The sequence below is a fragment of the Streptomyces sp. NBC_00212 genome (assembly GCF_045206365.1).
GTDB lineage: Bacteria > Actinomycetota > Actinomycetes > Streptomycetales > Streptomycetaceae > Streptomyces.
The window spans coordinates 2,113,761-2,137,295 of record NZ_CP108115.1; the positions used below are offsets into that span (position 1 = coordinate 2,113,761).

At 72.7% G+C, this 23,535-nt stretch carries 24 protein-coding genes; 13 read left to right on the forward strand and 11 right to left on the reverse strand.

Features of this window, described 5'->3' with window-relative positions; translation table 11 throughout:
- Window positions 1–2: 2 nt before the first annotated feature.
- The 3 genes from murC to OHA17_RS09755 all read right to left on the reverse strand — a co-directional run bounded on the left by murC (window position 3) and on the right by OHA17_RS09755 (window position 2,897).
- Window positions 3–1,397, reverse strand: a complete 1,395-nt coding sequence (murC, locus tag OHA17_RS09745; protein WP_406505875.1) for a UDP-N-acetylmuramate--L-alanine ligase — start codon at window positions 1,395–1,397, stop codon at window positions 3–5.
- A gap of 96 nt (window positions 1,398–1,493) precedes the next feature.
- Entirely contained in the window at window positions 1,494–1,961 is a 468-nt protein-coding gene (locus tag OHA17_RS09750; protein ID WP_078966803.1) for an indole-3-glycerol phosphate synthase, read from the reverse strand.
- Between the two features lie 153 nt (window positions 1,962–2,114).
- Window positions 2,115–2,897, reverse strand: a complete 783-nt coding sequence (locus tag OHA17_RS09755) for a pyrimidine reductase family protein (protein WP_398881254.1) — start codon at window positions 2,895–2,897, stop codon at window positions 2,115–2,117.
- Here OHA17_RS09755 and zapE point away from each other — a divergent pair.
- Window positions 2,896–4,002 carry a cell division protein ZapE gene (gene zapE, locus OHA17_RS09760; protein WP_398881252.1) on the forward strand — a complete coding sequence of 369 codons (1,107 nt, stop codon included), beginning with the start codon at window positions 2,896–2,898 and terminating at the stop codon, window positions 4,000–4,002. The genes OHA17_RS09755 and zapE overlap by 2 nt on opposite strands.
- A gap of 66 nt (window positions 4,003–4,068) precedes the next feature.
- On the forward strand, window positions 4,069–4,494 hold the full coding sequence (locus tag OHA17_RS09765) for an OsmC family protein (RefSeq protein ID WP_053729419.1): 426 nt from the start codon (window positions 4,069–4,071) through the stop codon (window positions 4,492–4,494).
- Window positions 4,495–4,642: 148 nt separating this feature from the next.
- Here OHA17_RS09765 and OHA17_RS09770 read toward each other — a convergent pair whose 3' ends face one another.
- On the reverse strand, window positions 4,643–5,395 hold the full coding sequence (locus OHA17_RS09770; protein WP_406505878.1) for a hypothetical protein: 753 nt from the start codon (window positions 5,393–5,395) through the stop codon (window positions 4,643–4,645).
- Between the two features lie 231 nt (window positions 5,396–5,626).
- Between OHA17_RS09770 and OHA17_RS09775 the strand changes: the two genes are divergently transcribed.
- The gene (locus tag OHA17_RS09775; RefSeq protein WP_406505880.1) at window positions 5,627–6,490 is read left to right on the forward strand and encodes a polysaccharide deacetylase family protein; all 864 of its coding nucleotides are present in this window, start codon (window positions 5,627–5,629) and stop codon (window positions 6,488–6,490) included.
- 25 nt (window positions 6,491–6,515) lie between these two features.
- Here the strand turns inward: OHA17_RS09775 and OHA17_RS09780 are convergent, their stop codons facing one another.
- Genes OHA17_RS09780 through OHA17_RS09795 form a run of 4 tightly spaced genes read right to left on the reverse strand, consistent with a single transcriptional unit; the run spans window position 6,516 to window position 8,987 of the window.
- Entirely contained in the window at window positions 6,516–6,716 is a 201-nt protein-coding gene (locus OHA17_RS09780; protein ID WP_406505882.1) for a hypothetical protein, read from the reverse strand.
- Between the two features lie 32 nt (window positions 6,717–6,748).
- Window positions 6,749–7,417, reverse strand: coding sequence for an ABC transporter (locus tag OHA17_RS09785; protein WP_406505884.1), 669 nt, complete (start codon window positions 7,415–7,417; stop codon window positions 6,749–6,751).
- A complete protein-coding gene (locus tag OHA17_RS09790) occupies window positions 7,414–8,286 on the reverse strand; it encodes an ATP-binding cassette domain-containing protein (protein ID WP_406505886.1) in 873 nt (290 codons plus the stop codon). The genes OHA17_RS09785 and OHA17_RS09790 overlap by 4 nt, the downstream gene beginning before the upstream one ends.
- Before the next feature lie 23 nt (window positions 8,287–8,309).
- Window positions 8,310–8,987, reverse strand: coding sequence for an AIM24 family protein (locus OHA17_RS09795; protein WP_406505888.1), 678 nt, complete (start codon window positions 8,985–8,987; stop codon window positions 8,310–8,312).
- A gap of 70 nt (window positions 8,988–9,057) precedes the next feature.
- Here OHA17_RS09795 and OHA17_RS09800 point away from each other — a divergent pair, with 70 nt between their 5' ends.
- From OHA17_RS09800 to OHA17_RS09825, 6 genes are all read left to right on the forward strand, one after another.
- Complete coding sequence (locus OHA17_RS09800) at window positions 9,058–9,786, forward strand: peptidyl-tRNA hydrolase (protein ID WP_406505890.1); 729 nt, start codon at window positions 9,058–9,060, stop codon at window positions 9,784–9,786.
- A gap of 169 nt (window positions 9,787–9,955) precedes the next feature.
- Entirely contained in the window at window positions 9,956–10,561 is a 606-nt protein-coding gene (locus OHA17_RS09805; protein ID WP_406510677.1) for a DUF4142 domain-containing protein, read from the forward strand.
- An 84-nt stretch (window positions 10,562–10,645) separates the two neighbouring features.
- Window positions 10,646–11,932, forward strand: a complete 1,287-nt coding sequence (locus tag OHA17_RS09810; protein WP_406510678.1) for a DUF692 domain-containing protein — start codon at window positions 10,646–10,648, stop codon at window positions 11,930–11,932.
- A gap of 199 nt (window positions 11,933–12,131) precedes the next feature.
- The gene (locus OHA17_RS09815; RefSeq protein ID WP_406505892.1) at window positions 12,132–12,911 is read left to right on the forward strand and encodes a DUF4142 domain-containing protein; all 780 of its coding nucleotides are present in this window, start codon (window positions 12,132–12,134) and stop codon (window positions 12,909–12,911) included.
- Between the two features lie 74 nt (window positions 12,912–12,985).
- The gene (locus tag OHA17_RS09820; RefSeq protein ID WP_406505894.1) at window positions 12,986–13,744 is read left to right on the forward strand and encodes a TIGR04222 domain-containing membrane protein; all 759 of its coding nucleotides are present in this window, start codon (window positions 12,986–12,988) and stop codon (window positions 13,742–13,744) included.
- Between the two features lie 106 nt (window positions 13,745–13,850).
- The gene (locus OHA17_RS09825) at window positions 13,851–15,443 is read left to right on the forward strand and encodes an alpha/beta hydrolase (RefSeq protein ID WP_406505896.1); all 1,593 of its coding nucleotides are present in this window, start codon (window positions 13,851–13,853) and stop codon (window positions 15,441–15,443) included.
- Between the two features lie 157 nt (window positions 15,444–15,600).
- Here OHA17_RS09825 and hemQ read toward each other — a convergent pair whose 3' ends face one another.
- Window positions 15,601–16,317 carry a hydrogen peroxide-dependent heme synthase gene (gene hemQ, locus OHA17_RS09830; RefSeq protein WP_189965643.1) on the reverse strand — a complete coding sequence of 239 codons (717 nt, stop codon included), beginning with the start codon at window positions 16,315–16,317 and terminating at the stop codon, window positions 15,601–15,603.
- A gap of 4 nt (window positions 16,318–16,321) precedes the next feature.
- Window positions 16,322–17,752 (reverse strand): protoporphyrinogen oxidase, encoded by a 1,431-nt coding sequence (hemG, locus tag OHA17_RS09835; protein WP_406505897.1) that lies wholly within the window; start codon window positions 17,750–17,752, stop codon window positions 16,322–16,324.
- Window positions 17,753–17,958: 206 nt separating this feature from the next.
- Here hemG and OHA17_RS09840 point away from each other — a divergent pair, with 206 nt between their 5' ends.
- Window positions 17,959–19,335 (forward strand): FAD-dependent oxidoreductase, encoded by a 1,377-nt coding sequence (locus OHA17_RS09840; protein WP_406505899.1) that lies wholly within the window; start codon window positions 17,959–17,961, stop codon window positions 19,333–19,335.
- A gap of 4 nt (window positions 19,336–19,339) precedes the next feature.
- Here the strand turns inward: OHA17_RS09840 and hemE are convergent, their stop codons facing one another.
- Window positions 19,340–20,407, reverse strand: a complete 1,068-nt coding sequence (hemE, locus tag OHA17_RS09845) for a uroporphyrinogen decarboxylase (protein WP_406505901.1) — start codon at window positions 20,405–20,407, stop codon at window positions 19,340–19,342.
- A 91-nt stretch (window positions 20,408–20,498) separates the two neighbouring features.
- Here hemE and OHA17_RS09850 point away from each other — a divergent pair, with 91 nt between their 5' ends.
- The 3 genes from OHA17_RS09850 (at window position 20,499) to OHA17_RS09860 (ending at window position 23,438) form a co-directional block, all read left to right on the forward strand.
- Entirely contained in the window at window positions 20,499–21,152 is a 654-nt protein-coding gene (locus OHA17_RS09850; protein WP_053729433.1) for a DUF3000 domain-containing protein, read from the forward strand.
- 261 nt (window positions 21,153–21,413) lie between these two features.
- Entirely contained in the window at window positions 21,414–22,076 is a 663-nt protein-coding gene (locus OHA17_RS09855) for a response regulator transcription factor (RefSeq protein WP_053729434.1), read from the forward strand.
- Between the two features lie 78 nt (window positions 22,077–22,154).
- Complete coding sequence (locus OHA17_RS09860; protein WP_406505903.1) at window positions 22,155–23,438, forward strand: HRDC domain-containing protein; 1,284 nt, start codon at window positions 22,155–22,157, stop codon at window positions 23,436–23,438.
- The last annotated feature ends 97 nt before the right edge of the window (window positions 23,439–23,535 follow it).

The following is a 23,535-nucleotide window of genomic DNA, read 5'->3' on the forward strand; positions in this document are numbered from 1 at the left end:
GATCAGTTCGACAGGCGGGCCAGGATGGCCGGGCCGAGGTCCGTCACGTCGCCCGCGCCCATGGTGAGAACGAGATCGCCGGGGGCTGCCATTCCCGCGACGACGTCGGGGACGGCCGACTTGTCGTGGACGGCGGTGACCTTGGCGCCGGCCGCCTTGGCCGCGTCGATGATCAGCGCGCTGGTGACGCCGGGGACCGGGTCCTCGCGGGCCGGGTAGATGTCGAGGACGACGGAGAGGTCGGCCAGCGCCAGGGCCTCGCCCATCTCCTTGCCGAGCTCCTGGGTGCGGGAGAACAGGTGGGGCTGGAAGACCACCAGGAGGCGGGAGTCGGATGCCGCGCCCCGCATCGCCTCCAGGTCCGCGGTCATCTCGGTGGGGTGGTGCGCGTACGAGTCGATGACCTGGACGCCCTTGGCCTCGCCCTTGAGCTGGAGGCGGCGCTTGACGCCGGTGTACTTGCCGAGCGCGGAGGCCAGGTTGTGCGCCGGGATGCCGAGCGCGACGCCGGCGGCGAGCGCGGCGACCGCGTTGTGCGCGTAGTGGCGGCCGGGGACCGAGACGGTGAAGGTCAGGAACTTCCCCTTCAGGAGGACGGTCACCTCGGAGGTGAGGCCGCGCGGGGTGACCTTGTGGACGCGTACGTCCGCCGTCTCCGACTCGCCGTACGTGACGACCTTCAGCGAGGACAGGTCGCGGACGCGCTGGGTGAGCTCCACCGCGCCGGGCTGGTCGGCGGCGATCACCAAGGTGCCGCCGGGCCTGACCTTGCCGACGAAGGTCTCGAAGGAGTCGTAGATCTCGTCCATCGAGGCGTAGTTGGCGTGGTGGTCGAGCTCGACGTTGAGGACGATGGCGACCTCGGGGTCGTACTTCTGGAAGCTGCGGTCGCTCTCGTCGGCCTCGGCCACGAAGATGTCGCCCTCGCCGTGCCGGGCGTTGGTGCCGGGCCCTTCGAGGTCGCCGCCGATGGCGTACGAGGGGTCCAGGCCCAGCTCGGTCAGGGCGACGGCCAGCATCGAGGTGGTGGTCGTCTTGCCGTGGGTGCCGGCCACGGCGATGGCGCGCAGGCCGCCCATGAGCGAGGCGAGCGCGTCGGAGCGGTGCACGACGGGCACGGACAGCTCGGCGGCGCGGGCCAGCTCGGGGTTGTCGGCGCGGATGGCGCTGGAGACGACCACGCAGGTGGCGTCGTCGGCGAGGTGCTCGGCCGCGTGGCCGATGTGCACGGTGGCGCCGAGCGCCCGGAGCGCCTCTGCGGTGGCGGACTCCTTCGCGTCGCTGCCCGCGACCTCGGCGCCGCGCTGGGCCAGGATCTTCGCGATGCCCGACATGCCGGCACCGCCGATGCCGATGAAGTGCGGCCGTTCCATGGCGGTGGGAATGGCGGATGCCATGCGGTTCTCTCCCGGGGTGCGACGTACAGAAGGAGCCCCCACCCTAATTCCTGCGGGGGCTCCGGCCGCGACACGGCTCCGGACGGGCGTGCGGGGCTACTCGCTGTGGGCGAAGAGCTTCAGGACGGGGACGCCGACCTTGTGGCGGGCCCTCGATGCCCAGTCCCGGTGGAAGAACTCCTCCACGTAGTGCGGGGCGGTCAGGACGATCACCTCGTCGGCGTTCACCTCGTCGACCACGCCCTTCAGCTTGTCCAGGGGGTGGTCGTCGACGATGTGGCCCACGGCCGTACTGCCGGCGTCCCGCAGCGACTGCACCGAGTGCTGGAGCGCCAGTTCGGCGGGGCCCTGCGCGGCCGGGCCCTCCGGTTCCTCACCTTCGTGAACGGCTTCGTCGAGTTCGCCGAGCGCCACGTCGTCGATCGCGCGCAGCAGCCGGTCCTGGTCGCCCCTGGGCTGCATGAGCACGACGAAGGAAGTCGGCTCGTCCCCGTGCAGAGTGGTGACGAATTCCACGTCGACGGAGGTCAGGGGCTTCTCGATCATCAATACGCTCGTGAACACGACAGGCGCCCTTCTGCTCTCTCCATGGCCGCCGCCACCACGAAGTGGCGGGTACGGCCCCTGCGGAAACCATCCTTCCCCGTGCCTGCACGGGGTCTGCGTGAGTAAGTGTGCCCAGCGTGAGCTAACCGGAACGGCAAATTCCGCCGATTGTCAGATCCGACGGTAACGCGTGTACAGGAACCCGGCGTCCTCCAGGACGGACGTCGGCGCGAACCGCTGGGGGACCTTCACCGCGGGGCCGCCGGCGATGCGCTGCGCGTCGCCCGCGGTCAGCGTCGGGGACACCGTCAGGCACAGCTCGTCGAGCACCCCGGCGGCCACGAACTGGCCGAGCAGCCGCGGCCCGCCCTCGGTGAGGAGCCGCAGCAGGCCCCGGTCGGCAAGGGCCCGCACCGCCCATTCGGGCTCGACGCCGGGGCCGTCGCCCGCGACCACCACCTCGGCGCCCGCCCGCTCGGCCGCCCGGACCCGGTCGGGGTCGGCGGCCGCCCCGGTCAGGATCAGGGTCGGGACGAGGGGCGAGGTGAAGAGGGGGAGGGAGAAGTCGAGGTCGAGGCTGGCGGTGACGACGGCGATCACGGGGGCGGGACCCTGCCCGGCCGCCTTGCGGCGCTCGGCGAACCCGGCCCGCGCCCGAGCCGGCCGGTACCCCTCCAGGCGTACCGTTTCCGCACCCACCACCACCGCGTCCGCGAGCGCCCGCAGGGTGCCGAAGATCCGCATGTCGGTGTCCGAGGACAGCGGCTGGGAGCGGCCTTCGTGCTGGCCCGCGCCGTCCAGCGAGGACACCATGTTGGCCCGCAGCCAGGGGCCGTCCGTACGGGGGTAGGCGTAGGCGTCGGCCAGCCGGTCGAGCGACCACTCTGCGCTTTCTGCCTGCTCGGCGCCCTCGGCGCCCGGTGTCTGGTCGGTCACAGGGAACAGTTGTCGCATGCCGTGCAGTCTGGCACGGCCCTTACAGTTAGGAACTGTGTCGACCAGCCCCATAACCGAAGCGGCCCCGGTGTCGCTCTGCGCCCGCGCGCCGCATGTCCCCGCCGATCGTCTGGTCGCCGAGATGGTGCCGCCGCCGCGGTTCGACTCGGTCCGCTTCGAGACGTACGTACCGGACCCGAACCAGCCGAGCCAGAGCGAGGCGGTCACCGTCCTCTCCTCCTTCGCCGCGGGGCTCGGCGGGGCGCATGCCGTCGGTGCCAGGCGCCGGTGGTTCGCGAAGAAGCCGGCCGCCGCGACCGGGCCGCGCGGGGTGTACCTCGACGGCGGTTACGGCGTCGGCAAGACCCATCTGCTCGCCTCGCTGTGGCACGCCACTCCGGCCGAGCCCGCGCTCAAGGCGTTCGGCACCTTCGTCGAGCTGACGAACCTGGTGGGCGCCCTCGGCTTCCAGCAGACCGTGCAGACGCTGAGCGGCCACCGGCTGCTCTGCATCGACGAGTTCGAGCTCGACGACCCGGGCGACACCGTGCTCGTGTCCTCGCTGCTGCGCAAGCTCGTCGAAAACGGTGTGGCACTCGCCGCGACCTCCAACACGCTGCCCGGCAAGCTCGGCGAGGGACGGTTCGCGGCGGTCGACTTCCTGCGCGAGATCCAGGGCCTCTCGGCGCACTTCCGCCCGCTCAGGATCGACGGCGAGGACTACCGCCACCGGGGGCTGCCCGAGGCTCCGGCCCCGTACTCCGACGAGCAGGTCACCAAGGCGGCGTACGCCACCGAGGGCGCGGCGCTCGACGACTTCCCGCAGCTGCTCGACCACCTCTCGCGCGTCCACCCCAGCCGGTACGGCGCGCTGACGGACGGGGTGCGCGCGGTCTGCCTGACCGATGTGCGCCCGGTGCCCGACCAGTCGACCGCGCTGCGGCTCGTGGTGCTCGCCGACCGGTTGTACGACCGCGAGGTGCCGGTGCTCGCCTCGGGCGTGCCCTTCGACCGGCTGTTCAGTGACGAGATGCTGAACGGCGGCTACCGCAAGAAGTACTTCCGGGCGATCTCCCGCCTGACCGCGCTCGCCCGCGACGCGAAGGGCCTTGTGGCGCAGTAGGTTTGGGGCCGAGGGGGCCGAAGCTGCATCCGTCCGTGACCCCCTCGGCCACAGAAGGGAATCACCATGGCCACCACGCGCACGGCGCACACGGTCTGGGAAGGCGAGCTCATCAAGGGCTCCGGCACCGTCACGTTCGACTCCTCGGGCATCGCGTCCCAGGCCGTCTCCTGGCCGTCCCGCGCCGAGCAGGCCAACGGCAAGACCAGCCCGGAGGAGCTCATCGCGGGCGCCCACTCCAGCTGCTTCTCGATGGCGCTTTCGCACGGTCTGACCGGCGCGGGCACCCCGCCCACCCGCCTGGAGACCAAGGCCGACGTCACCTTCCAGCCCGGCGAGGGCATCACCGGCATCCACCTGACCGTGCGCGGCGAGGTCCCCGGCCTCGACGCGGACGCCTTCCAGGCGGCCGCCGAGGACGCCAAGAAGAACTGCCCGGTGAGCCAGGCCCTTTCGGGGACCACCATCACGCTCACCGCCGAGCTGGCCTGAGGCTGCCGCCGGCGGTCATGCCGGACGCCGTTCCCTCGCCTCGCGCGGTCGAGGGAACGGACCGGACCTGAGGGTGGCGACTTCACCGGGCCTTGGGGAGGGCCGACTTCAAGGAAACCGCCCGGACGGGTGAACGTCTCGCCGGGGTTCAGGACGTGCCGCTCATCAGGCCCGAGATGTCGACCGTCTCGGCGGCGGGCGGGGTGGCGGTCGGCACCGGCCGGTCGAAGCCGTCGATGCGCACGGTCGCGTCGGGCGCCGCGCTGCCCTTGGCGACGGTGATCCGCACCGGGTAGGGCGTGCCGGTCGCCGCGACGTCGAGCGTGTAGGTGCGGCCCTGCTCGGTGGCCGTGACGGGGATGACCGCGGTGCCGTCGACCGTGGTCGGCCTGCCCTTGGTGAGGCCGGTGGCCGGCATCTTGGCGGAGGTGTCGAGGTACTTCTGGAAGGTGTCGAGGTCGCACACGCCGGTCGTGTCCCGCAGGACCGGGTCGTTGGTGGTGCCCTTGAGGTACCGGTTGCCGACGAGCGAGGCCAGCGCGCTGCCGCCGCCCGGCACCTCGTTCTTCCAGAACGCGGCGTCCGGCTTCATCCAGACGTCCGCGCCCCGCTTCACGATCTCGACCGAGCCCTGCGGGCCGAGGCTCACCGAACCGCGGCAGTTCCCGGACCGGTCGAGCGTGAGGTCGAACGAGGTCGGGGAGCCGGGCGAGGCCAGGTCGCCCGTGGCCATGACGTGCAGGGATTTCGCGCCGAGCAGGGCTTCGTGGGAGCGCTGGGAGATCTGCTGGGCGGTGAGCGAGCCGGTGTCGTCCGCGTGGGCGACGGCCGCGCCCGCGAGGGAGAGGAGAGCGGCCGAGCAGAGTGCCGCCGAGCAGGTGGCCGTACGGGATCCGGACACGTCGCCTCCCTGGGGCCTTGAACCGCGCCTTGCCCCCGAAGGGGCCTGTTCGGGCGTGTGATCCGTATGCAACGAGCGTAGTCCGCCGAGGCGGATCGGTCGCGTTGCGAGGCTGGGGGGCGGGGATTCCCGGGGGTGCCCGGACTCCCGCTGTGCGGCATTGGCCGGAATCTCCGGGGCGGCGGGAGCGGCGCAAACAAATACGCCGATACGATCGGATACGTTCCGTTTGTGACCATTACTGCACGAAAACTGCTCGCGATTGCCCTGCTCGGTGCCTCGCTCGCAGGCTGCGGCTCCGATCCCGCCACGGCCCCGCGCAAGGACAAGTCCGCTCCCTCCGCCCCGGCGCCCGCGGCCGCCCCCGGGACCGTGAGCGCTCCCACCATGGCGCCCGGCCCCGGCGGGATCACCCCGGTCTTCGACCGTGCGCCCAAGAACCCCCGGGGCGAGAAGGTCGTCGCGCTGACCTTCGACGCCGACATGACGGCCGACCAGGGTCCGCGCGCGGCGGGCGGCGAGCACTTCGACAACCCCGCGCTCATCGCCGATCTGAAGCGCATGAAGGTGCCGGCCACGCTGTTCATGACCGGGCGGTGGGCCAAGGAGTACCCGGCCGAGGCCCGCGCCATCGGGACCGACCCCAACTTCGAGATCGGCAACCACTCCTACAGCCACTACGCGTTCAAGGCCGACTGCTACGGGCTTCCCGTCGTCCCGAAGGACCGGACGCGAGCCGACGTGGAGAAGGCGACGGCCCAGTTCAAGAAGGCCGGGGTGCAGAACGCCGTGCCGTACTTCCGATTCCCCGGCGGCTGCTACGACGACGAGGTGCTGCGCACACTCACCCCGCTGAAGATGACCGCCGTCCAGTGGGACGTGGTGAGCGGGGACGCCTTCGCCAAGGACGCGAACGCGGTGGCCGAACAGGTCCTGGCCGGGGTCCAGCCGGGCTCGGTGGTGGTCATGCACTGCACGCGCAGCGCGGCGCCGGTGACCGACGCGGCGCTCCAGCGCATCGTGCCGGAGCTGCGCAAGCGCGGCTACCGCTTCGTGAAGGTCTCCGACCTGATCCGAAGCGCCGCACAGCACTGAGAGCCTCGCGGCACCGAGGCGCCGGTCAGCCGGAGCAGGCCGTGCGCTGGGCCTCCTGCCACTCGCAGACCGGGCACAGCGTGCTGCCCCTGGTCGACTCCGGGTACTCGGTCGGCCTACGGCACAGTACGCACTCGGCGAAGGGACCTCCGTCCACCGGGCCGGGTGCGGCGGCCTTCACGGGCGCGCCTTCGCAGTACGTCGTGTCGTCGCGCGTCTCGTCCATGCCGTCGAGCCTAATCGGGTACGGGGACGGGCTCAGCGGCGTCGCGAGCTGAGCGCGCAGACCCCGGCCGCTGCCGCCCCCGCGAGCACGATCGCGGCGGCCAGCGGCAGCACCGCCAGGTGTACGGCTCCGGTCCGCGAGCCGCTGACCAGGCCGAACACCGCGTACTGCGCGGGTGAGGGCGCGAGCACCAGGGCGAGCAGCGCGGCCAGTACGGTGAGCGAGAGGGACCAGCCCCTGCCGTGCAGCACCGGACGGCTGCCCAGGGCGCCGACCACCGCGCCGGTCAGCACGCAGACCGCGGCGGCCAGCAGTCCCGCCGCCGTGGCGGCACCCAGCGGCACCGCGACCTTGTGGTCCCCGCTCGCGGGATCGCTCACGGCGGCGACGTACGCCGTGCCGACCAGGCCGAGCAGGGCCGCCGAGCCCGTCGCCGCCAGCAGGGACGCGAGGTGCACCCGGGCCGGGCCGGCCGCCGCGGCGGCGCAGGTGCGGGCCGCCTCCGGCTCCTGGGTGACGCAGATCCGCACGAGCCAGGCCGCGACCGGCAGCAGCCCGGCGGCCGCGTACCCCATGGAGTCGAGCACCGGCTCCCCCGCCTGCACGCCGATGCCCATGAAAGCGGCGTACACCAGGACCGGGCCCAGCCAGCGCTGGGAACGCAGGAGCAGCGCGCTCTGGTAGCGGACGAGCGGGATCACTGGCTGCGCACTCCTTGGATGTGCCAGGGCGGACGGGCCGCGAGCAGGGCGCGCAGCAGGTCGTCGGAGTGGGTGGCGGCCACGCGCAGGGTGCGGGATCCGTCGGGGGCCGCCAACTCCTCGGGGGCACCGGGCAGTTGGGACGGGAGCGGGGCGGTTCCGACCACGTCGATGAGGAGCGTCGGGCCCACATGGTTGCGACCCACATGGTCCCCACCCACATGGCTCCAGCCCACATGGCTCCGACTCACATCGCCCCGGCCCACACTGTTCAGCGGCACGGGTGTGAGGGCCGCGCCCGTCACCGCGTACCGCGCATCCTCCTCGCCGGACAGCCGCATCGGGTCGTGGTCGACGAAGACGACCGTCGCGCCCGCCGCCACGCGCTCGTGCACCGCGCGGTCGAGTTCGGCGCGGGCCTCGGTGTCGAGGCCGGTCCATGCCTCGTCCAGGACGAGCAGCTCGGGGTCGGCGAGCAGGGCCTGGGCCACGGCGACCTTCTGACTGGTGCCCTTGGAGAGTTCGGCGAGCGGGGTGCCCGCGTGCGCGGCCGCGCCGAACCGCTCAAGCCACCGCGCCGCCCGCTCCCTCGCCGTCCGGCGCGGCAGGCCGTGGATGCGCCCCAGGTGCGTCAGATAGCCCACGGCCGTGAACGGCAGGGCCGCCGGGAAGCGTTCGGGTACGTACGCGGTGCGCGGGCGGCCGGTGATACGGCCCTCGGTCGGCGCGTCGATGCCGGCGAGGAGCCTCAACAGGGTTGATTTTCCTGTGCCGTTGACGCCTTCGACCCGGACCAGGGCGCCCGCGGGCAGATCCAGGTCGATGCCGCGCAGGACCCAGGGGCCGCCGATGGAGTACCGGCGGCCCACACCCCGCAGTGCGCGTGCGGTGCTCAGTGCTGCTGCGCCTTCTGCGGCGTCGCCTCGCTCGGCCGGACGATGACGTAACCCTCGCCCTGGAGCATCAGCTGGACGGCCTCGCCGGAGCCGCCGCGCAGCATCGAGCCGATGGACTGCGAACGGTGCAGGGAGGTCTGGAGGTTCGCGCTCCAGCCGACCACCGCGTCGGTGTCGACGTACACCGGCAGCTGCGGGGAGACCGGGATGACCAGCGGGTTGCCCTCGCAGACCAGGCCGAGCCGGCCGTGGCCGCTGAAGACGCTGTTGAAGAGGCCGCCGCCGGCGATGCCGGAGCCCTTGACCGTCTTGATCTCGTAGCTGAGCGAGGAGTCGAAGCACAGCACGTTGCGACCGTTGATCGTGAGGGCGTCGCCCTGCTCGATGTCGACGACGAAGCAGTTCTGCGCCTCGTGCGCGAACCAGGCCTCGCCCTGGCCGCTGACCGCCATCAGGGGCAGGCCCTCGCCGGTCACCGCGCGCTTGAGCATGCCACCGATGCCCTGGCCGCGCCGCTCGAACTGGAGGGTGCCGCGGTAGGCGATCATCGCGCCCTGGCGCGCGAGCATCTCGCCATTGACGGCGTACTTGATCGACTTGGCGTTCTCCAGCGTCATTCCGGCGGCGGTCGCCGGCTGGGCCATGTTGTCTTTGGCAAAAAGGTCGCTCTTCATGCGCGCATCCTGTCCCGGAACGATTCATTCCGCCAAGAATCACCGGTTCGGCGGCTGGCAGACTGGTGGGGTGAGCACTCAGGACACCCCTTCCGCCGGCCCCTTCCACGACGAATCCCCGCGCGACGAGGCGCCGCAGTACGTGCTGCCGCTCGTCGTGCGCATCGAGAAGGCCGAGCCCCCGGCGCGTACCGACGCCCTTGAGACGGCGGCCCGCGCGGTGCTCGTGATGCTCTCCGACGAGCGGTCCCTGGGCGAGGGCGACGACGAGGGCGAGTGGGCGCGGGTCATGCGCGACTGGCAGGACGCGCGGATCCGCAAGGTGGTGCGGCGGGCCCGCGGCGCGGAGTGGCGCAAGGCCTCGGCGCTGGACGGCATCACGGTGACCGGGAAGGCGGCGGAGGTACGCGTCTTCCCGCCCGTCCCGCTGGACGGCTGGCCCAAGGAGCTGGCCAAGCTCCAGGTGTCGGGGACGGACCTGGACGACCCGGCGGATCCGGGCGCCCCCGACCCGCTCGCGCCGGTCCTCTGGCTCAACCCGGACCTCGGCATGTCCGCCGGCAAGGCCATGGCGCAGGCCGGGCACGGCGCCCAACTCGCCTGGTGGGAGCTGTCGGACGCGGACCGCAAGGCCTGGCGCGAGGCGGGCTTCGCCCTCTCGGTGCGCACCGCGGACCCGGCCGCGTGGCGCGAACTGACCCTCAGCGGGCTCCCGGTGGTCCGCGACGCGGGGTTCACGGAGATCGCCCCCGGCTCGTGCACGGTCGTCGCGGACCACCCGGCCCTGCGCGCAGGCTGAGGCACGCCTCCGGCGGGCCCCCTCTCGCTGACTTCCCCCTTCCACTCCCCTGAACGCAACACCCGCCCCATACGTACCTCCCGGTACCGCCGAGTAGCGCTCGCGCTCTCAACTGGCCGTCCCGGGAGGCATCTTGTCGCGTGGAATAGTTCGTTCCGGTCGTTTTGCCCTGCGTCGCGTCAACGGCACGGGGCTGCTCATCGCGGTGCTCGTGGCCACGCTCGGCGCGCTCGCCTTTCCCGTGTGGTCGTACGCCGACCGGGCCGGGACCCCGCAGGCCAACCTCAACTCCTCGTCCACGCCGACCCCTTGGGGCCCGCTGTCCGCGACCGACCGGGAGTTCGTCACCAAGGTGCGGCTCGCCGGGCTCTGGGAGGGGCCGGCCGGGCAGCAGGCACAGCAGCGGGCGCCCAGCGCGGCGATCAAGGCGGCGGGAGACCATCTCGTCATGGGGCACGCGGCGCTGAATCAGCACGACCTCGACGTCGCGTCCAAGCTCGGCATCGAGCTGCCGAGCCAGCCCAACGCCCAGCAGCAGGGCTGGCTGCGCCAGCTGACGGCGGACACCGGCATCACCTACGAGCGGGACTTCGCGAACCTCCTGCGCGCCGCCCACGGCAAGGTGTTCGCGCTGGTCGCCCAGGTCCGCGCGACCACCCGCAACTCGCTCGTACGGGACCTGGCGACGGACGCCAACAACACGGTGCTCGACCACATGACGATGCTGGAGGCCACCGGCCTGGTCGACTTCGACGCGCTGGCCACCCCGAGCTGAGCACAGGGACCGGCAACCTCAAATCAAGCTCTGAACGTGCCCCGCGCGGGATTCGCCGGCGGGGCCCCGGGCCATGACCTGTCCATGAAGCATGTGGGCATCGGCATCGGCTGGCGGCCTGAGATCGCTCAGGCGGTGGAGGGCTTCGACGGCATCGACTGGGTCGAGGCGGTCGCGGAGAACCTCTGCCCCGGCCACCTCCCCGACTCGCTGGTACGGCTGCGCGAGCGCGGCGTCACCGTCGTGCCGCACGGGGTCTCGCTCGGCCTCGGCGGCGCCGAGCCGCCGGACGCGGGCCGCCTCGCGGATCTGGCGGCCCGGGCCGAGGCGCTCGGCTCCCCGCTCGTCACCGAGCACATCGCGTTCGTCCGGGCGGGCGGCGCGCTGACCGCCTCGCCGCGCCTGGAGGCGGGCCACCTCCTGCCGGTGCCGCGCACCCGGGACGCCCTGCGCGTCCTGTGCGAGAACGTCCGCATCGCACAGGACGCGCTGCCCGTGCCGCTCGCCCTGGAGAACATCGCGGCCCTGATCGACTGGCCCGACGAGGAGTTGACGGAGGGTCAGTTCCTGGCGGAGCTCGTCGAGCGCACGGGCGTCGGACTGCTCATCGACGTGGCCAACCTCCACACGAACCGGGTGAACCGCGGCGAGGACCCCGCGAAGGTCCTCGCCGAGCTGCCCCTGGAGGCGATCGCGTACGTCCATGTCGCGGGCGGCGTCGAGCGCGACGGGGTGTGGCACGACACCCACGCCCACCCCGTGTCCCGGCCGGTCCTCGACATCCTCGCCGAACTGGCCTCGCAGGTGACCTTGCCGGGCGTGCTCCTGGAGCGGGACGAGGCGTTTCCGCCGGCGGCGGAGCTGGCCGGTGAGCTCGACGCGATCCGGGCCGCCCTGCGGGCCCCGGAACCACCAAGCGTGCCCTCCGCCCCCATGGAGCCCAGGACCCACAGCGCCCCCGCGGACATCGGCCGCTCGCGTGAGCGCCTTGCGCTGGCCCAGACGGCCCTGCTCTCCTCGCTCACCGCGGGCACGCCCGCGCCCGCCGGGTTCGACGGGCCGCGCCTTGGCGTGCAGGCCCGCGCGCTCGCGGCCAAGCGGGCCGATGTGGTGGCCAGGGTGGCGCCCGAGCTGCCGCGGATCCTCGGGGACGGATACCGGGAGGCGTTCGCGGCGTACGCCAAGTCCCGTCCGATGCGGGGTGGTTACCGCCAGGACGCCCTCGACTTCGCCCGTTTCCTGCTCGACGCGGGGCGGCCCGCCGACGCGAACGCCCGCCGCGCGCTCGCGCGCTGGTGGAAGGAGCGGGCCGGCGCCAGGCCACCGGGCCGGGCGGCGCGGCTGCTCCGCACGCTCACCCGGGCGGCCTGAGCCGAGGTGACCGGGCGGCACCGCCGCACCTCGGGCAACACACCGCGTAACCGGTCAACGTACCTCGTGTGTACGGGAGTTGAGCGGAACTCCCGTACCACGTGACGACCCCCACACCATCCGGCCACCTATTTCACGAAACCGCCTCCGGGATCAGCGGAACCCGCACTACCGTGCGGCACCGCACCAGGAGGCATCCATGCGTCGCTTGTTGTCCGGTACCGGGCTCGTCGTCATCGCGCTTGCCGCGACCCTGCTCGCGCTGCTCTTCCCCGTCTGGTCGTACGCCGACCGCTCCGGCACGCCGCTCGCCGATCTCAACGCCGGTACGGTGGCGACTCGTTGGGGCCCACTGTCCGCCGCCGACCGGGACTTCGTGGTCCGGGTGCGGCTCGCCGGGCTCTGGGAGGGGCCGGCCGGCCAGCAGGCCATCGAGCGGGACCCCAGCGCCGCGGTCAAGGCGGCCGGGCAGCACCTCGTCGACGGGCACGCCTTCCTCGACGCCCGGGTCCGCGAGGTCGCCGCCGACCTGGGCATGGAGCTGCCGGACCAGCCCAACGCCCAGCAGCAGGGCTGGCTGCGCCAGTTGACGGCGGACACCGGCATCACCTACGAGCGGGACTTCGCGAACCTCCTGCGCGCCGCCCACGGCAAGGTGTTCGCGCTGGTCGCGCAGATCCGGGCCAACACCCGCAACTCGCTGGTGCGCGGGCTCGCCGACGACGCGAACACGACCGTCCTCGACCACATCAAGATGCTGGAGGCGACCGGGTTCGTCGACTTCGACGCGCTCGCGCGGGGCGCCGCGACCGCGAGCCCCACCGGGCCGCCGCCGCCCACGCCCGGGGCCACCTTGACGAGCCCGGCCCCCCTCACGCCCCCGCCCTCCAACAGCGCTTGGCCGTCGTTCCCGCTACCACCGGCCGCCTCGCGCCCGAAGGACGAGGCGTCACCGGACCCCGCCTCCCACACTCCGTAACGAAGCGATAACCCGACGTCCAAATTGTGGACAGGCTGTGGCGGCGAAGCGTCAACTTCGCATACAACTCGGCCATGTTCTGGGTCCTCTTCCTTCTGCCGGCAATCGTGGCGGCCGGGTTGTCCTGTGGCCGCCTGTGTCTCGCGGCCGTCGCCGCGGCCCGTCCCCAACCGAGGCCGGACGGGGAGCGGGGCCTGTCCTGTTACGAGGCCGCGTTCCTGGCGGGCGGCCCCTACCGGGTCGCCGACCTCACCCTCGTCTCCATGCACCGCACCCACCGACTGCTGCTCGCGCACACCGGCTGGGCCACCGTCGTCGACCCCGAGGGCCGCGACGACCTGGAGCGGTCCGTCCTCACCGCGATCGGGCCCGGCGGCCAGGAGCGGATAGCGGTGATACGGGCCGGCGCGGCCGCGGCCGACGCGGTGCGCTCGCTCGCCGACCGGCTCGCCGGGGCCGGCCTCGCCGTCCCGGACGCCGTGCGGTCCGGGGTCAGCTCCTCGGTGCGGGCGGTGCGCAGCGCCACCCTGCTGATCTCCGTGCTCGCCATCAGTGCGCTGCTCATGCCGGGCGAAGGCGACACCGGGCGGGGCGAGATCGCCGCCTGGTTCGCACTCCCCCTCGTCCTCACGCTCGGCTGCCTCGCCATCGCCCGGGTGGAGATCCATCCGTACACCCGCTGGGCCTCGCCCGACGGCCAGCGGCTGCTCGGCGGGCTCGACCCGGCGGGCGATCCGCTCACCGCGGTCGCGGTGCGCGGCCTGCGGGCGGTGGACGATCCCCAACTGCGCAGCGCCCTGACGAGCGGCCGCTTCGCGCATCGGGGTCAATGACCGCACCCCGCACGGCCCCGCTGCTTTACTTCACCCCGTGTGAAGTAGTCCCTTTTGATCTGTATGTACTTCTTTAGTACCGCAGCATGAAAGGGATGCACCGGCGATGAGAGCTGTAGCGCTGTACGGAACCCTGGGTTCCCTCGTCCTTTCCGCCCTCGTCGCCGCGCCCGCGGGCAGCGCCGACCCGCTGACCGCCGAGGCCCGGGGCGTGGCCGCGGCCGCCCAGCGCGCGGCCGCGGCCCCGATCCACTTCGGCCGCTGCCCGCAGGTCGAGTCGCTGCCCGCCTCGGTCCAGTGCGGCACCGTCGAGGTCCCGCTCGACTACGCCCAGCCGACGGGGCGTCAGATCGCCCTCACCGTCAGCCGGGCCAGGGCCAAGGGCGCCGGGCGGCAGGGCGCCCTGGTGTTCAACCCGGGCGGGCCCGGCGCCTCCAGCATGTACTTCCCGATGGTCGCCCAACTCGCCGGCTGGAAGCGCATCGCCGGGGCGTACGACCTGGTCGGCTACGCCCCGCGCGGGGTGGCCCGCTCGGCGCCGCTGTCCTGCCAGGACCCGGCCGACTTCGCCAAGGCCCCGACCGAGTCGCCCTCGTACCCCTCGGAGTCGTACAAGAAGGAGCGGATCGCGCAGGCCCAGGCGTACGCGCAGGGCTGTGCGCGCAACGCCGGGGAGGCGCTGCGCTTCTACACCAGCATCAACAACGCGCGTGACCTGGACGTGCTGCGGGCCGCGATCGGTGAGAAGAAGCTGACCTTCATGGGCGCCTCGTACGGCACCTACTTCGGGGCGGTGTACGCGACGCTGTTCCCCTCGCACATCCGCCGGATGGTCTTCGACTCGGTGGTCGACCCGGATCCCCAGCAGATCTGGTACCGCAACAACCTCGACCAGTCGCTGGCCTTCGAGAGCCGCTGGAAGGACTTCCGCACCTGGGTCGCCAAGCACGACGCGGTCTACCACCTGGGCGGCACGCCCGCCGAAGTGCTGGAGAGCTACGAGAAGGTGCGGGCCGCGCTGACCCGCGAACCGGCCGGCGGCAAGGTGGGGCCCGCGCAGCTGCAGGCGGCGATCCTCAAGGCCGGGTACTACGACGACTACTGGTCGAGCCGGGCGACCGCCCTGTCGGAGTACCTCAAGGGCAATCCGAAGCCGCTGGTCGAACAGGCCGCGCCCAAGGCGGAGTCGGCGCACGACGACGAGAACGGCAACGCCGTGTACACGGCCGTGGAGTGCAACGACGCGGCGTGGCCGACGGACTTCGCCACGTGGGACCGCGACAACAGCAAGCTCGCGGCGCTCGCGCCGTTCGAGACGTGGGACAACGCGTGGATGAACCTGCCGTGCGCCTACTGGCCCGCCCCGCAGCAGAAGGCGGTGGACGTACGGGCCGAGGAAGGGGCGCTGCCGCCGACGCTGATCCTGGCGGCCGAGCGGGACGCGGCGACGCCGTACCACGGGGCGCTGGAACTCCAGCGGCGGCTGCCGGGCTCCGTACTCGTCACGGAGAAGGACGCCGGCACGCACGGCATCGCGGGCGGCGCCAACGGGTGCGTGAACGGCTATGTGGAGGACTATCTGCTGAACGGTCGGACGCCGGTGCGGCGCGCATCGTGCGCGCCGCACCCGGAGCCGAACCCGGTGTCGCTGGACGAGCGGGCAGCCGGCAGGCCGGGGCATGTGTTGCCCGCTCTCTGATCTTCCGGGTCAGGGGTGACCGGGGTCCGCTCGCGTGGCGCGGACCCCGGTCACCTGGTCTTGCTAGGCCAGTGAGGCCACGAGGTCGGCCACGCTCTTGCGGCGCCCGGTGCCGCATCCCCCGGGGGACAACCCCCGGACCCCCGGCCGGAGGCCGTCAGGCGAGCCCGGCGACGAGATCGGCAACGGACTTCCTCCTGCCCGTGTAGAACGGCACCTCTTCGCGGACGTGCATGCGGGCCTCGGAGGCGCGCAGGTGACGCATCAGGTCGACGATGCGGTGCAGCTCGTCGGCCTCGAAGGCGAGCAGCCACTCGTAGTCGCCGAGCGAGAACGAGGCGACCGTGTTGGCCCGCACGTCCGGGAAGCCGCGGGCCATCTTGCCGTGGTCGGCGAGCATGCGGCGGCGGTCCTCGTCGGGCAGCAGGTACCAGTCGTAGCTGCGCACGAACGGGTACACCGACACGTAGTCGCGGGCGTGCTCGTCGGCGAGGAACGCCGGGATGTGCGCCTTGTTGAACTCGGCGGGCCGGTGCAGCGCCATGTTCGACCACACCGGTTCGAGCGCGCGGCCCAGCTTGGTGCGGCGGAACAGGTTGTACGCGCTCTGGAGCTCGTCGGAGGTCTCCGCGTGCCACCAGATCATGATGTCGGCGTCCGCGCGCAGACCCGACAGGTCGTAGGTGCCGCGGACGGTGATGTCCTTGGCGGCGAGCTGGTCGAACAGCTCCTGGACCTCGTCGGCGTAGCCCGACCGGTCCTCAGGGAGTACGTCGCGCAGCTTGAAGACAGACCACAGGGTGTAGCGGATGACCTCGTTGAGGTCCTTCGCCTTCTTCCCCGCGTTGGGAATCTTTTCCGGAGCAGCACTCATGTGGCTATTGTCCCGCGTCACTCTGGGTGTTCCGCGCCAGGGTCGACGTGGCGATGATCTCGTCCGCGGCGCGCCGGGCGCTCGCGACGCACGCGGGGATGCCGACACCGTCGTACGCGGCGCCGCAGACGCGCAGTCCGGGCAGCTTGGCGACCTCGGCCCGGATGCGGGCGACCTTGGCGAGATGGCCCACCGGGTACTGCGGAAGCCCGCCGATCCAGCGGGTCACCTCGGTCGCGACGGGCCGGGCGGACAGGCCGACGGCCTCGCCGAGATCGCCGAGCGAGACGTCCACGAGATCGGGGTCGTCCCAGTCCAGGTGCTGCTCCTCGCCGTAGCGCCCGATCGAGGTGCGCAGCACGAACAGGTCCGAGCCGCGCTCCTTCACCCACTGCCACTTGTACGAGGAGAAGGTGGAGGCCTTGATGGTGCGGCCGTCCACCGGCGGCACCAGGAACCCGGAGCGCTCCTCCAACCCGGCCAGATCGGCGCGCCGGAACGCGAGCGTGACCAGGACCATCGAGGCGTACTCGACCTCGGAGAGCTCGGCGGCCGCGACCGGCGACTCGGCGGCGAGCAGCGCGGAGGCGGACCAGGCGGGGGTGGAGAGGATCACGCCGTCGGCCTCGACGAGTTCCGTGTCGGTACGGATCTGCCAGCCGTCGGCGGTCCGGGTGAGGCCGAGCACGGGGGTCTCCGTGCGGATCTCGCCGCCCTGGGCGCGCACCGCGTCGGCGACCGCGCCGGGCAGCGTGCCGAGGCCGCCGTCGAGGCCCGCGAAGACCGGGCCGCTCTGCTGCTTGGCCGCGGCCTTCGCCTGGATGTCCTGGACGCCGTCGAGCAGCGAGTCGTGGGTGCGGGCCGCCTCGAAGAGCTGGGGGACGGCGGCCCGCATGGAGATCTTGTACGCGTCGCCCGCGTACACGCCGCCGAGCAGCGGCTCCACCAGGCGGTCGACGACCTCGCGGCCGACCCGCTTGGCGACGAACTCGCCGACGCCGATGTCCTCGCCGACCTCGGTCGGGGCGAGTTCGCGGTCCTGCTCGACGCGGGCCAGACCCTCGGCGGACAGGATGCCGTGGAGGGTGCCGGGCTGCGCGGGCACGCCCATCACATGGCCCTTGGGCATCGGCCGCAGCGCGCCCCGGGTCCAGATGGAGGCCGCCGCGGTGGCGGGCGCCTGCAACCGGTCGCCGAGGCCGACCGCGCGGGCGAGCTCGACGCCTTCGGGGCGCCGGGCCAGCATCGACTCGGCGCCGAGGTCGACGGGCGCCCCCGCGATCTCCCCGGCGAGCAGCTTGCCGCCGAGCACCGCGCTGCCTTCGAGCACGGTCACCCGGGCGCCGGCCCCGAGCAGCCGGTGGGCGGCGGCGAGTCCGGAGATTCCGCCTCCGACGACGACGATGTGCGGGGCGCGGGTGACGGCGTTGTCCATGCCTCCACTGTCTCAGACCCCGGCCGGCGCCCTGAAACGAGTCCCAGCCCCTTGATCAACTCCCTTTCGGCGCAGGCGAGTTGACCGGCCTGCGGGATCAACACCCGAGAGGCCACCGGCCGGGCGGGGAATTCCCCGCTCCCCCGGTACGTATCTTCACCAGGAGAAGGCGGATCCGGAGCGGCTCACGATCGGAGGCAACCCCCATGGCGGCGGAACGACTGGTGGTCATCGGCGGTGACGCGGCGGGCATGTCCGCCGCCTCGCAGGCCCGCAGGCTGAAGGGCCCCGAGGAGTTGGAGATCGTCGCCTTCGAGCGCTCGGGCTTCACCTCGTACTCCGCGTGCGGGATCCCGTACTGGGTGGGCGGCGACGTGCCGGGCCACGACGACCTGATCGCCCGCACGCCCGAGGAGCACCGGGCCCGCGGGATCGATCTGCGGATGCGTACGGAGGTGACGGAGCTCGATGTGGCGGGCCGCCGGGTGCGGGCGCGCGACCTCGCGTCCGGCGCCGAGGAGTGGACCTCGTACGACAAGCTCGTCATCGCGACGGGGGCGCGGCCGGTGCGGCCGGCGCTGCCGGGGATCGACGCCCCGGGGGTGCACGGGGTGCACACCATCGACGACGGCCGGGCCCTCCTTGAGAGCCTGGAGGCGGTCGGGGAGCGGCGCGCGGTGGTGGTGGGCGGCGGCTACATCGGCATCGAGATGGCGGAGGCGATGCTCGCCCGCGGCTTCGAGGTGACGCTGCTGACCCGCGGCCCCGAGCCCATGCACTCGCTCGACCCGGACATGGGCCGGCGCGTCACGGAGGCGATGGAGCGCTCCGGGATCCGGGTGGTCACGGGCGCGGAGGTCACCAAGGTTCTTACGGCCGGGTCGGGGCGGGTGCGCGCGGTGGCGACGGAGTCCGCCGAGTACCCGGCGGACGTGGTGGTGCTCGGCCTGGGCGTCACGCCCCGCACCGAACTGGCCCGCGCGGCCGGGCTGCCGCTCGGCGTCGCGGGCGCGCTGCGCACGGACACCTCGATGCGGGTGCGCGGGCACGAGGACATCTGGGCGGGCGGCGACTGCGTCGAGGTGCTCGACCTGGTGTCGGGCCGGCACCGCCACATCGCGCTCGGCACGCACGCCAACAAGCAGGGCCAGGTCATCGGCTCCAACGTGGGCGGCGGGTACGGCACGTTCCCGGGCGTGGTCGGCACGGCCGTCACCAAGGTCTGCGAGACGGAGATCGCCCGCACCGGCCTCCTGGAGGAGGAGGCGCGGGAGGAGGGCCTCCAGTACGTCACGGCGACCATCGAGTCGACCAACACCGCCGGGTACTACCCGGGCGCGGCCCTGATGACGGTGAAGATGCTGGCCGAGCGGCGCACGGGGCGGCTGCTCGGCGTGCAGATCGTGGGCGGTGCGGGCGCGGCCAAGCGGATCGACATCGCGGCGGTCGCCCTGACCGCCCGTATGACGGTGGATCAGATGACGGCCCTGGACCTCGGGTACGCCCCGCCGTTCTCGTCGGTGTGGGACCCGGTCCTGGTGGCGGCACGCAAGGCGGCGTCGGCCGTGCGCGCCGCCGGGTAAGCCGCTACTTGGCGGTCTGCTCGTGGACGTACGCGACCAGGCGGGTCAGCGCGTCCGGGTCCATCGACGGGAGCACGCCGTGGCCCAGGTTGAAGACGTGGCCCTCCAGGCCGGCGGCGGCGTCCAGGACCTCGCGGGTCTTCGCCTCGACGGCCGCGGTCGGGGCGAACAGGACGGCCGGGTCGAGGTTGCCCTGGAGCGCCTTGCCGGGGCCGACCCGGCGGGCCGCCTCGTCGAGCGGGACGCGCCAGTCGACGCCGACGACGTCCGCGCCGGCCTCGCCCATCAGGCCGAGCAGTTCGCCCGTGCCGACGCCGAAGTGGATGCGGGGGACGCCGTAGGAGGCGACCGCGTCGAAGACCTTCGCCGAGGCGGGCAGGATCGAGCGCCGGTAGTCGGCGGGGGCGAGCGCGCCCACCCAGGAGTCGAAGAGCTGGACCGCGGAGGCGCCCGCCTCGATCTGCACCTTGAGGAAGGCGGCGGTGATCTCGGCGAGCCGGTCGAGCAGGTCGGCCCACAGCTCCGGGTCGCCGTACATCATGGCCTTGGTGTTCTCGTGGTTGCGGGACGGGCCGCCCTCCACGAGGTAGCTGGCCAGCGTGAACGGGGCGCCCGCGAAGCCGATGAGCGGCGTGGCGCCGAGCTCGCCGGTCAGCATGCCGATCGCCTCGGTGACGTAGTGGACGTCCACGGGGGTCAGGTCGCGCAGCCGGGCGAGGTCGGCCCGGGTCCGGATCGGATCGGCGACGACGGGGCCGACGCCCGGCTTGATGTCCAGGTCGATGCCGATGGCCTTGAGCGGGACCACGATGTCGCTGAAGTAGATGGCCGCGTCAACCTTGTGCCGGCGCACCGGCTGGAGCGTGATCTCGGTGACCAGGTCGGGCCGCATGCACGACTCCAGCATGGGGATGCCCTCGCGCACCTTCAGGTACTCCGGCAGCGACCGCCCCGCCTGGCGCATGAACCAGACCGGCGTGTGCGGGACGGCTTCCCGCCTGCACGCCTTGAGGAACGCGGAGTCGTGCGTCTTGCTGTTCGGCTGGCCCACAGGGCGGTCGTTGGCGCTCACGCCCAGAATCTTCGCATGTGGCCGCAAGCCGCTGCCCCGGGCCGGGTGTCCCTACCGGCGCCGGGCGCCCGTTCCGCCTAGTCTTCCCCGCATGGCTGCCGCTCAGGGACGAACTTCGGATGGCGCTGACGGCAGGGAAGCCGCGGACGGGACCACCGTTCCGATCCCCTTCCGTCAGGCCGTCGACGCACTGCGCACGGCGCGACTGCGCCCCGAGATCGAGGTGGACGAGACCCGTCCGCCACAGCGTCTCGCGCCGCACGCCTACGCCCTGGAAGCGGCGGTCGTCGAGGGCGAGGACGACCTGGCCGACGGCCGGCTCGTCCTGCTGCACGACCCCGCCGGGCACGACGCCTGGCAGGGCACCTTCCGCCTGGTCACCCTCGTACGGGCCGAACTGGAGCCGGAGATGGCGGCCGACCCGCTGCTGCCCGAGGTCTGCTGGTCGTGGCTGACCGGCGCCCTGGACGCGCGCGGACTCTCGTACGGGGAGGCGAGCGGCACGGTCACGCGGGCCGGCTCGCACTACTTCGGCGGGCTCGCGGAACGGCTTCCGGCGACCCAGATCGAGATCCGGGCGTCGTGGACGCCGCGCGAGGGCCTGGGCGGGGTGCCGGACACGGCGGGCCACCTCGCGGCCTGGTGCGATCTGCTGTGCCAGATCGCGGGCCTGCCGCCGGTGTCGGGTCCGACCGAGGCGGGCAGCGGTGTCGTCACCCTGCCGCAGCGCCGCGACCCCCGCTGACGCACCCCTCCTGACGGCCTGCGCCCCGCCTCTGGTGGGGCGCAGGCCGTTTCCGCGGGCCCCCGCTCGGGTCCGGGCGCCCCGCCGATTACTCGACGATCGAGCACGCGTCCGAATTGCCCTAAATGTTTCTCACCAAATCGTGATCATTCTCTAAAGGCCGAGGGGTTTGGTGCCGAAGAGGTTTGTGACCCTAACTGCACGGTTCGCCCCGGCTTCATCCCCGAGCCGGCTTCGTCCCGCACCTTTCCAGGAGGCCTGGTGTCCGTTCTTCTTGAGCAGCCCGCAAGCCTGGTCGCCTACCGCCCGAACAAGCCGACGGCCATGGTCGTCGTTGCCGACCCCCGAGTCCGCTCCACCGTCACCCGTCACCTGTGGGCGCTCGGAGTACGTGACGTCATCGAGGCGTCGTCCATCGCGGAGGCCCGTCCCCGCGTCGGCAACCCGCGCGACATCTGCGTTGCCGACGTCCACCTGCCCGACGGTTCCGGGCTGACCCTGCTGTCCGAGACCCGAGCCGCGGGCTGGCCCAACGGCCTGGCCCTGTCCGCGGCCGACGACATCGGCGCCGTACGCAACGCCCTCGCCGGCGGTGTGAAGGGCTACGTCGTCACCGGTACCCGCACCAACGTCGGGCACCCCGGCCGTCCCGGCGCCGCCCCCATCGGCGCCGCGGCCGCCCGTATGCACCGCCGCCCCCCGGGTGCCCCGAGTCACCCGGGCGGCTACCGCGAGCTCTCCGGCCGCGAGGTCGAGGTGCTCCGGCTGGTTGCGGAGGGCCAGTCGAACAAGGCGATCGGCGTCTCCATGGGGCTGTCCGCCCTGACCGTCAAGTCCCACCTCGCCCGGATCGCACGCAAGCTCGGCACGGGTGACCGCGCCGGCATGGTGGCCGTAGCGCTGCGTACCGGAATCATCCACTGACTGGTTTACGACCCTCGCGCGCCCGTCGACGGAACGTTCCGTCGACGGGCGACGTGCATACACAGATACCCTTGACAGGTGACCGACGCCCATAAGACCGCAGCAGAGACAGCACTGCGAACCACCGGGGGCGCTCCCCCGGACGACGTCGACAAGGCGCCGATTCCCTTGCTGGAGCCCCGAGAGGGCATTCCGCCTGTCGTTGCCACCGATGAAGCACTGGCCGAAGTGGTCGCCGCCTTCGCGGCCGGCACCGGCCCCGTGGCCGTGGACGCCGAGCGCGCGTCCGGCTACCGCTACGGGCAGCGCGCCTACCTCGTGCAGATGCGCCGGGAGGGCGCGGGCACCGCGCTCATCGACCCCGTCGGCTGTCCCGATCTCTCCGCCCTCGGGGAGGTACTTTCGGACACCGAGTGGATCCTGCACGCCGCGACCCAGGATCTGCCGTGCCTGCGCGAAATAGGCATGGTCCCCTCCCGGATCTTCGACACCGAGCTCGCCGGGCGGCTCGCGGGCTTCCCGCGCGTGGGCCTCGGCGCGATGGTCGAGAGCGTGCTCGGGTACGCCCTGGAGAAGGGCCACTCGGCGGTCGACTGGTCGACCCGGCCGCTCCCCGAGCCCTGGCTGCGCTACGCCGCCCTCGACGTGGAACTCCTGGTCGATCTGCGCGACGCGCTGGAGAAGGAGCTCGACCGGCAGGGCAAGCTGGAGTGGGCCCGCGAGGAGTTCGACGCGATCGCCTCCGCCCCGCCCGCGCCGCCCCGCAAGGACCCCTGGCGCCGCACCTCCGGCATGCACAAGGTGCGCAGGCGCCGGCAGATGGCCGCCGTGCGCGAGCTGTGGACCGCCCGCGACAAGGTGGCGCAGCGCCGTGACGTCTCGCCGGGCAAGGTGCTGAGCGACTCCGCGATCATCGAGGCCTCGCTCGCGCTGCCCGCGCACGTGAACGCGCTGACCGCGCTGCCCGGCTTCGGGCACCGGATGGGCCGGCGTCAGCTGGAGCAGTGGCAGGCGGCCGTCGACCGGGCGAAGGCGCTGTCGGAGGCGGAACTCCCGCAGCCCGGCCAGCCGTTGCAGGGCCCGCCGCCGCCGCGTTCCTGGGCGGACAAGGACCCGGCCGCGGCGGCCCGGCTCTCGGCGGCCCGCGCGGCCGTCTCCGAGCTCGCCGAGCGGCTGAACATGCCGCAGGAGAACCTGATCACCCCGGACACCGTGCGCCGGGTCTGCTGGGAGCCGCCGGGCGACCGCTCCGAGGCCGCCGTCGCCGAGGCGCTCGCGGCGTACGGCGCCAGGCGCTGGCAGATCGAGCAGGTCACGCCGCTGCTCTCGGCGGCACTGACGGCCACCCCGGCCAAGTCCTGACCGGCTGAACGGGTCGGGCCCGCGGCACCTCCATGGCGCCGCGGGCCCAGAATTCCCCAAGACCGGACCGTATCCAACAGCCTCGAACAGCTTTAGG

What these genes read in the sequence shown, in the direction of transcription:
- OHA17_RS09825 (WP_406505896.1), top strand. Translation starts at nt 13,851, where the DNA reads ATGAGAGCTGTAGCGCTGTACGGAACCCTGGGTTCCCTCGTCCTTTCC.
- OHA17_RS09810 (WP_406510678.1), top strand. Translation starts at nt 10,646, where the DNA reads ATGAAGCATGTGGGCATCGGCATCGGCTGGCGGCCTGAGATCGCTCAG.
- OHA17_RS09850 (WP_053729433.1), top strand. Translation starts at nt 20,499, where the DNA reads ATGGCTGCCGCTCAGGGACGAACTTCGGATGGCGCTGACGGCAGGGAA.
- OHA17_RS09765 (WP_053729419.1), top strand. Translation starts at nt 4,069, where the DNA reads ATGGCCACCACGCGCACGGCGCACACGGTCTGGGAAGGCGAGCTCATC.
- OHA17_RS09840 (WP_406505899.1), top strand. Translation starts at nt 17,959, where the DNA reads ATGGCGGCGGAACGACTGGTGGTCATCGGCGGTGACGCGGCGGGCATG.
- OHA17_RS09780 (WP_406505882.1), bottom strand. Translation starts at nt 6,716, where the DNA reads ATGGACGAGACGCGCGACGACACGACGTACTGCGAAGGCGCGCCCGTG.
- hemQ (WP_189965643.1), bottom strand. Translation starts at nt 16,317, where the DNA reads ATGAGTGCTGCTCCGGAAAAGATTCCCAACGCGGGGAAGAAGGCGAAG.
- OHA17_RS09755 (WP_398881254.1), bottom strand. Translation starts at nt 2,897, where the DNA reads ATGCGACAACTGTTCCCTGTGACCGACCAGACACCGGGCGCCGAGGGC.
- zapE (WP_398881252.1), top strand. Translation starts at nt 2,896, where the DNA reads ATGCCGTGCAGTCTGGCACGGCCCTTACAGTTAGGAACTGTGTCGACC.
- murC (WP_406505875.1), bottom strand. Translation starts at nt 1,397, where the DNA reads ATGGCATCCGCCATTCCCACCGCCATGGAACGGCCGCACTTCATCGGC.
- OHA17_RS09815 (WP_406505892.1), top strand. Translation starts at nt 12,132, where the DNA reads ATGCGTCGCTTGTTGTCCGGTACCGGGCTCGTCGTCATCGCGCTTGCC.
- OHA17_RS09820 (WP_406505894.1), top strand. Translation starts at nt 12,986, where the DNA reads ATGTTCTGGGTCCTCTTCCTTCTGCCGGCAATCGTGGCGGCCGGGTTG.
- OHA17_RS09795 (WP_406505888.1), bottom strand. Translation starts at nt 8,987, where the DNA reads ATGAAGAGCGACCTTTTTGCCAAAGACAACATGGCCCAGCCGGCGACC.
- hemG (WP_406505897.1), bottom strand. Translation starts at nt 17,752, where the DNA reads ATGGACAACGCCGTCACCCGCGCCCCGCACATCGTCGTCGTCGGAGGC.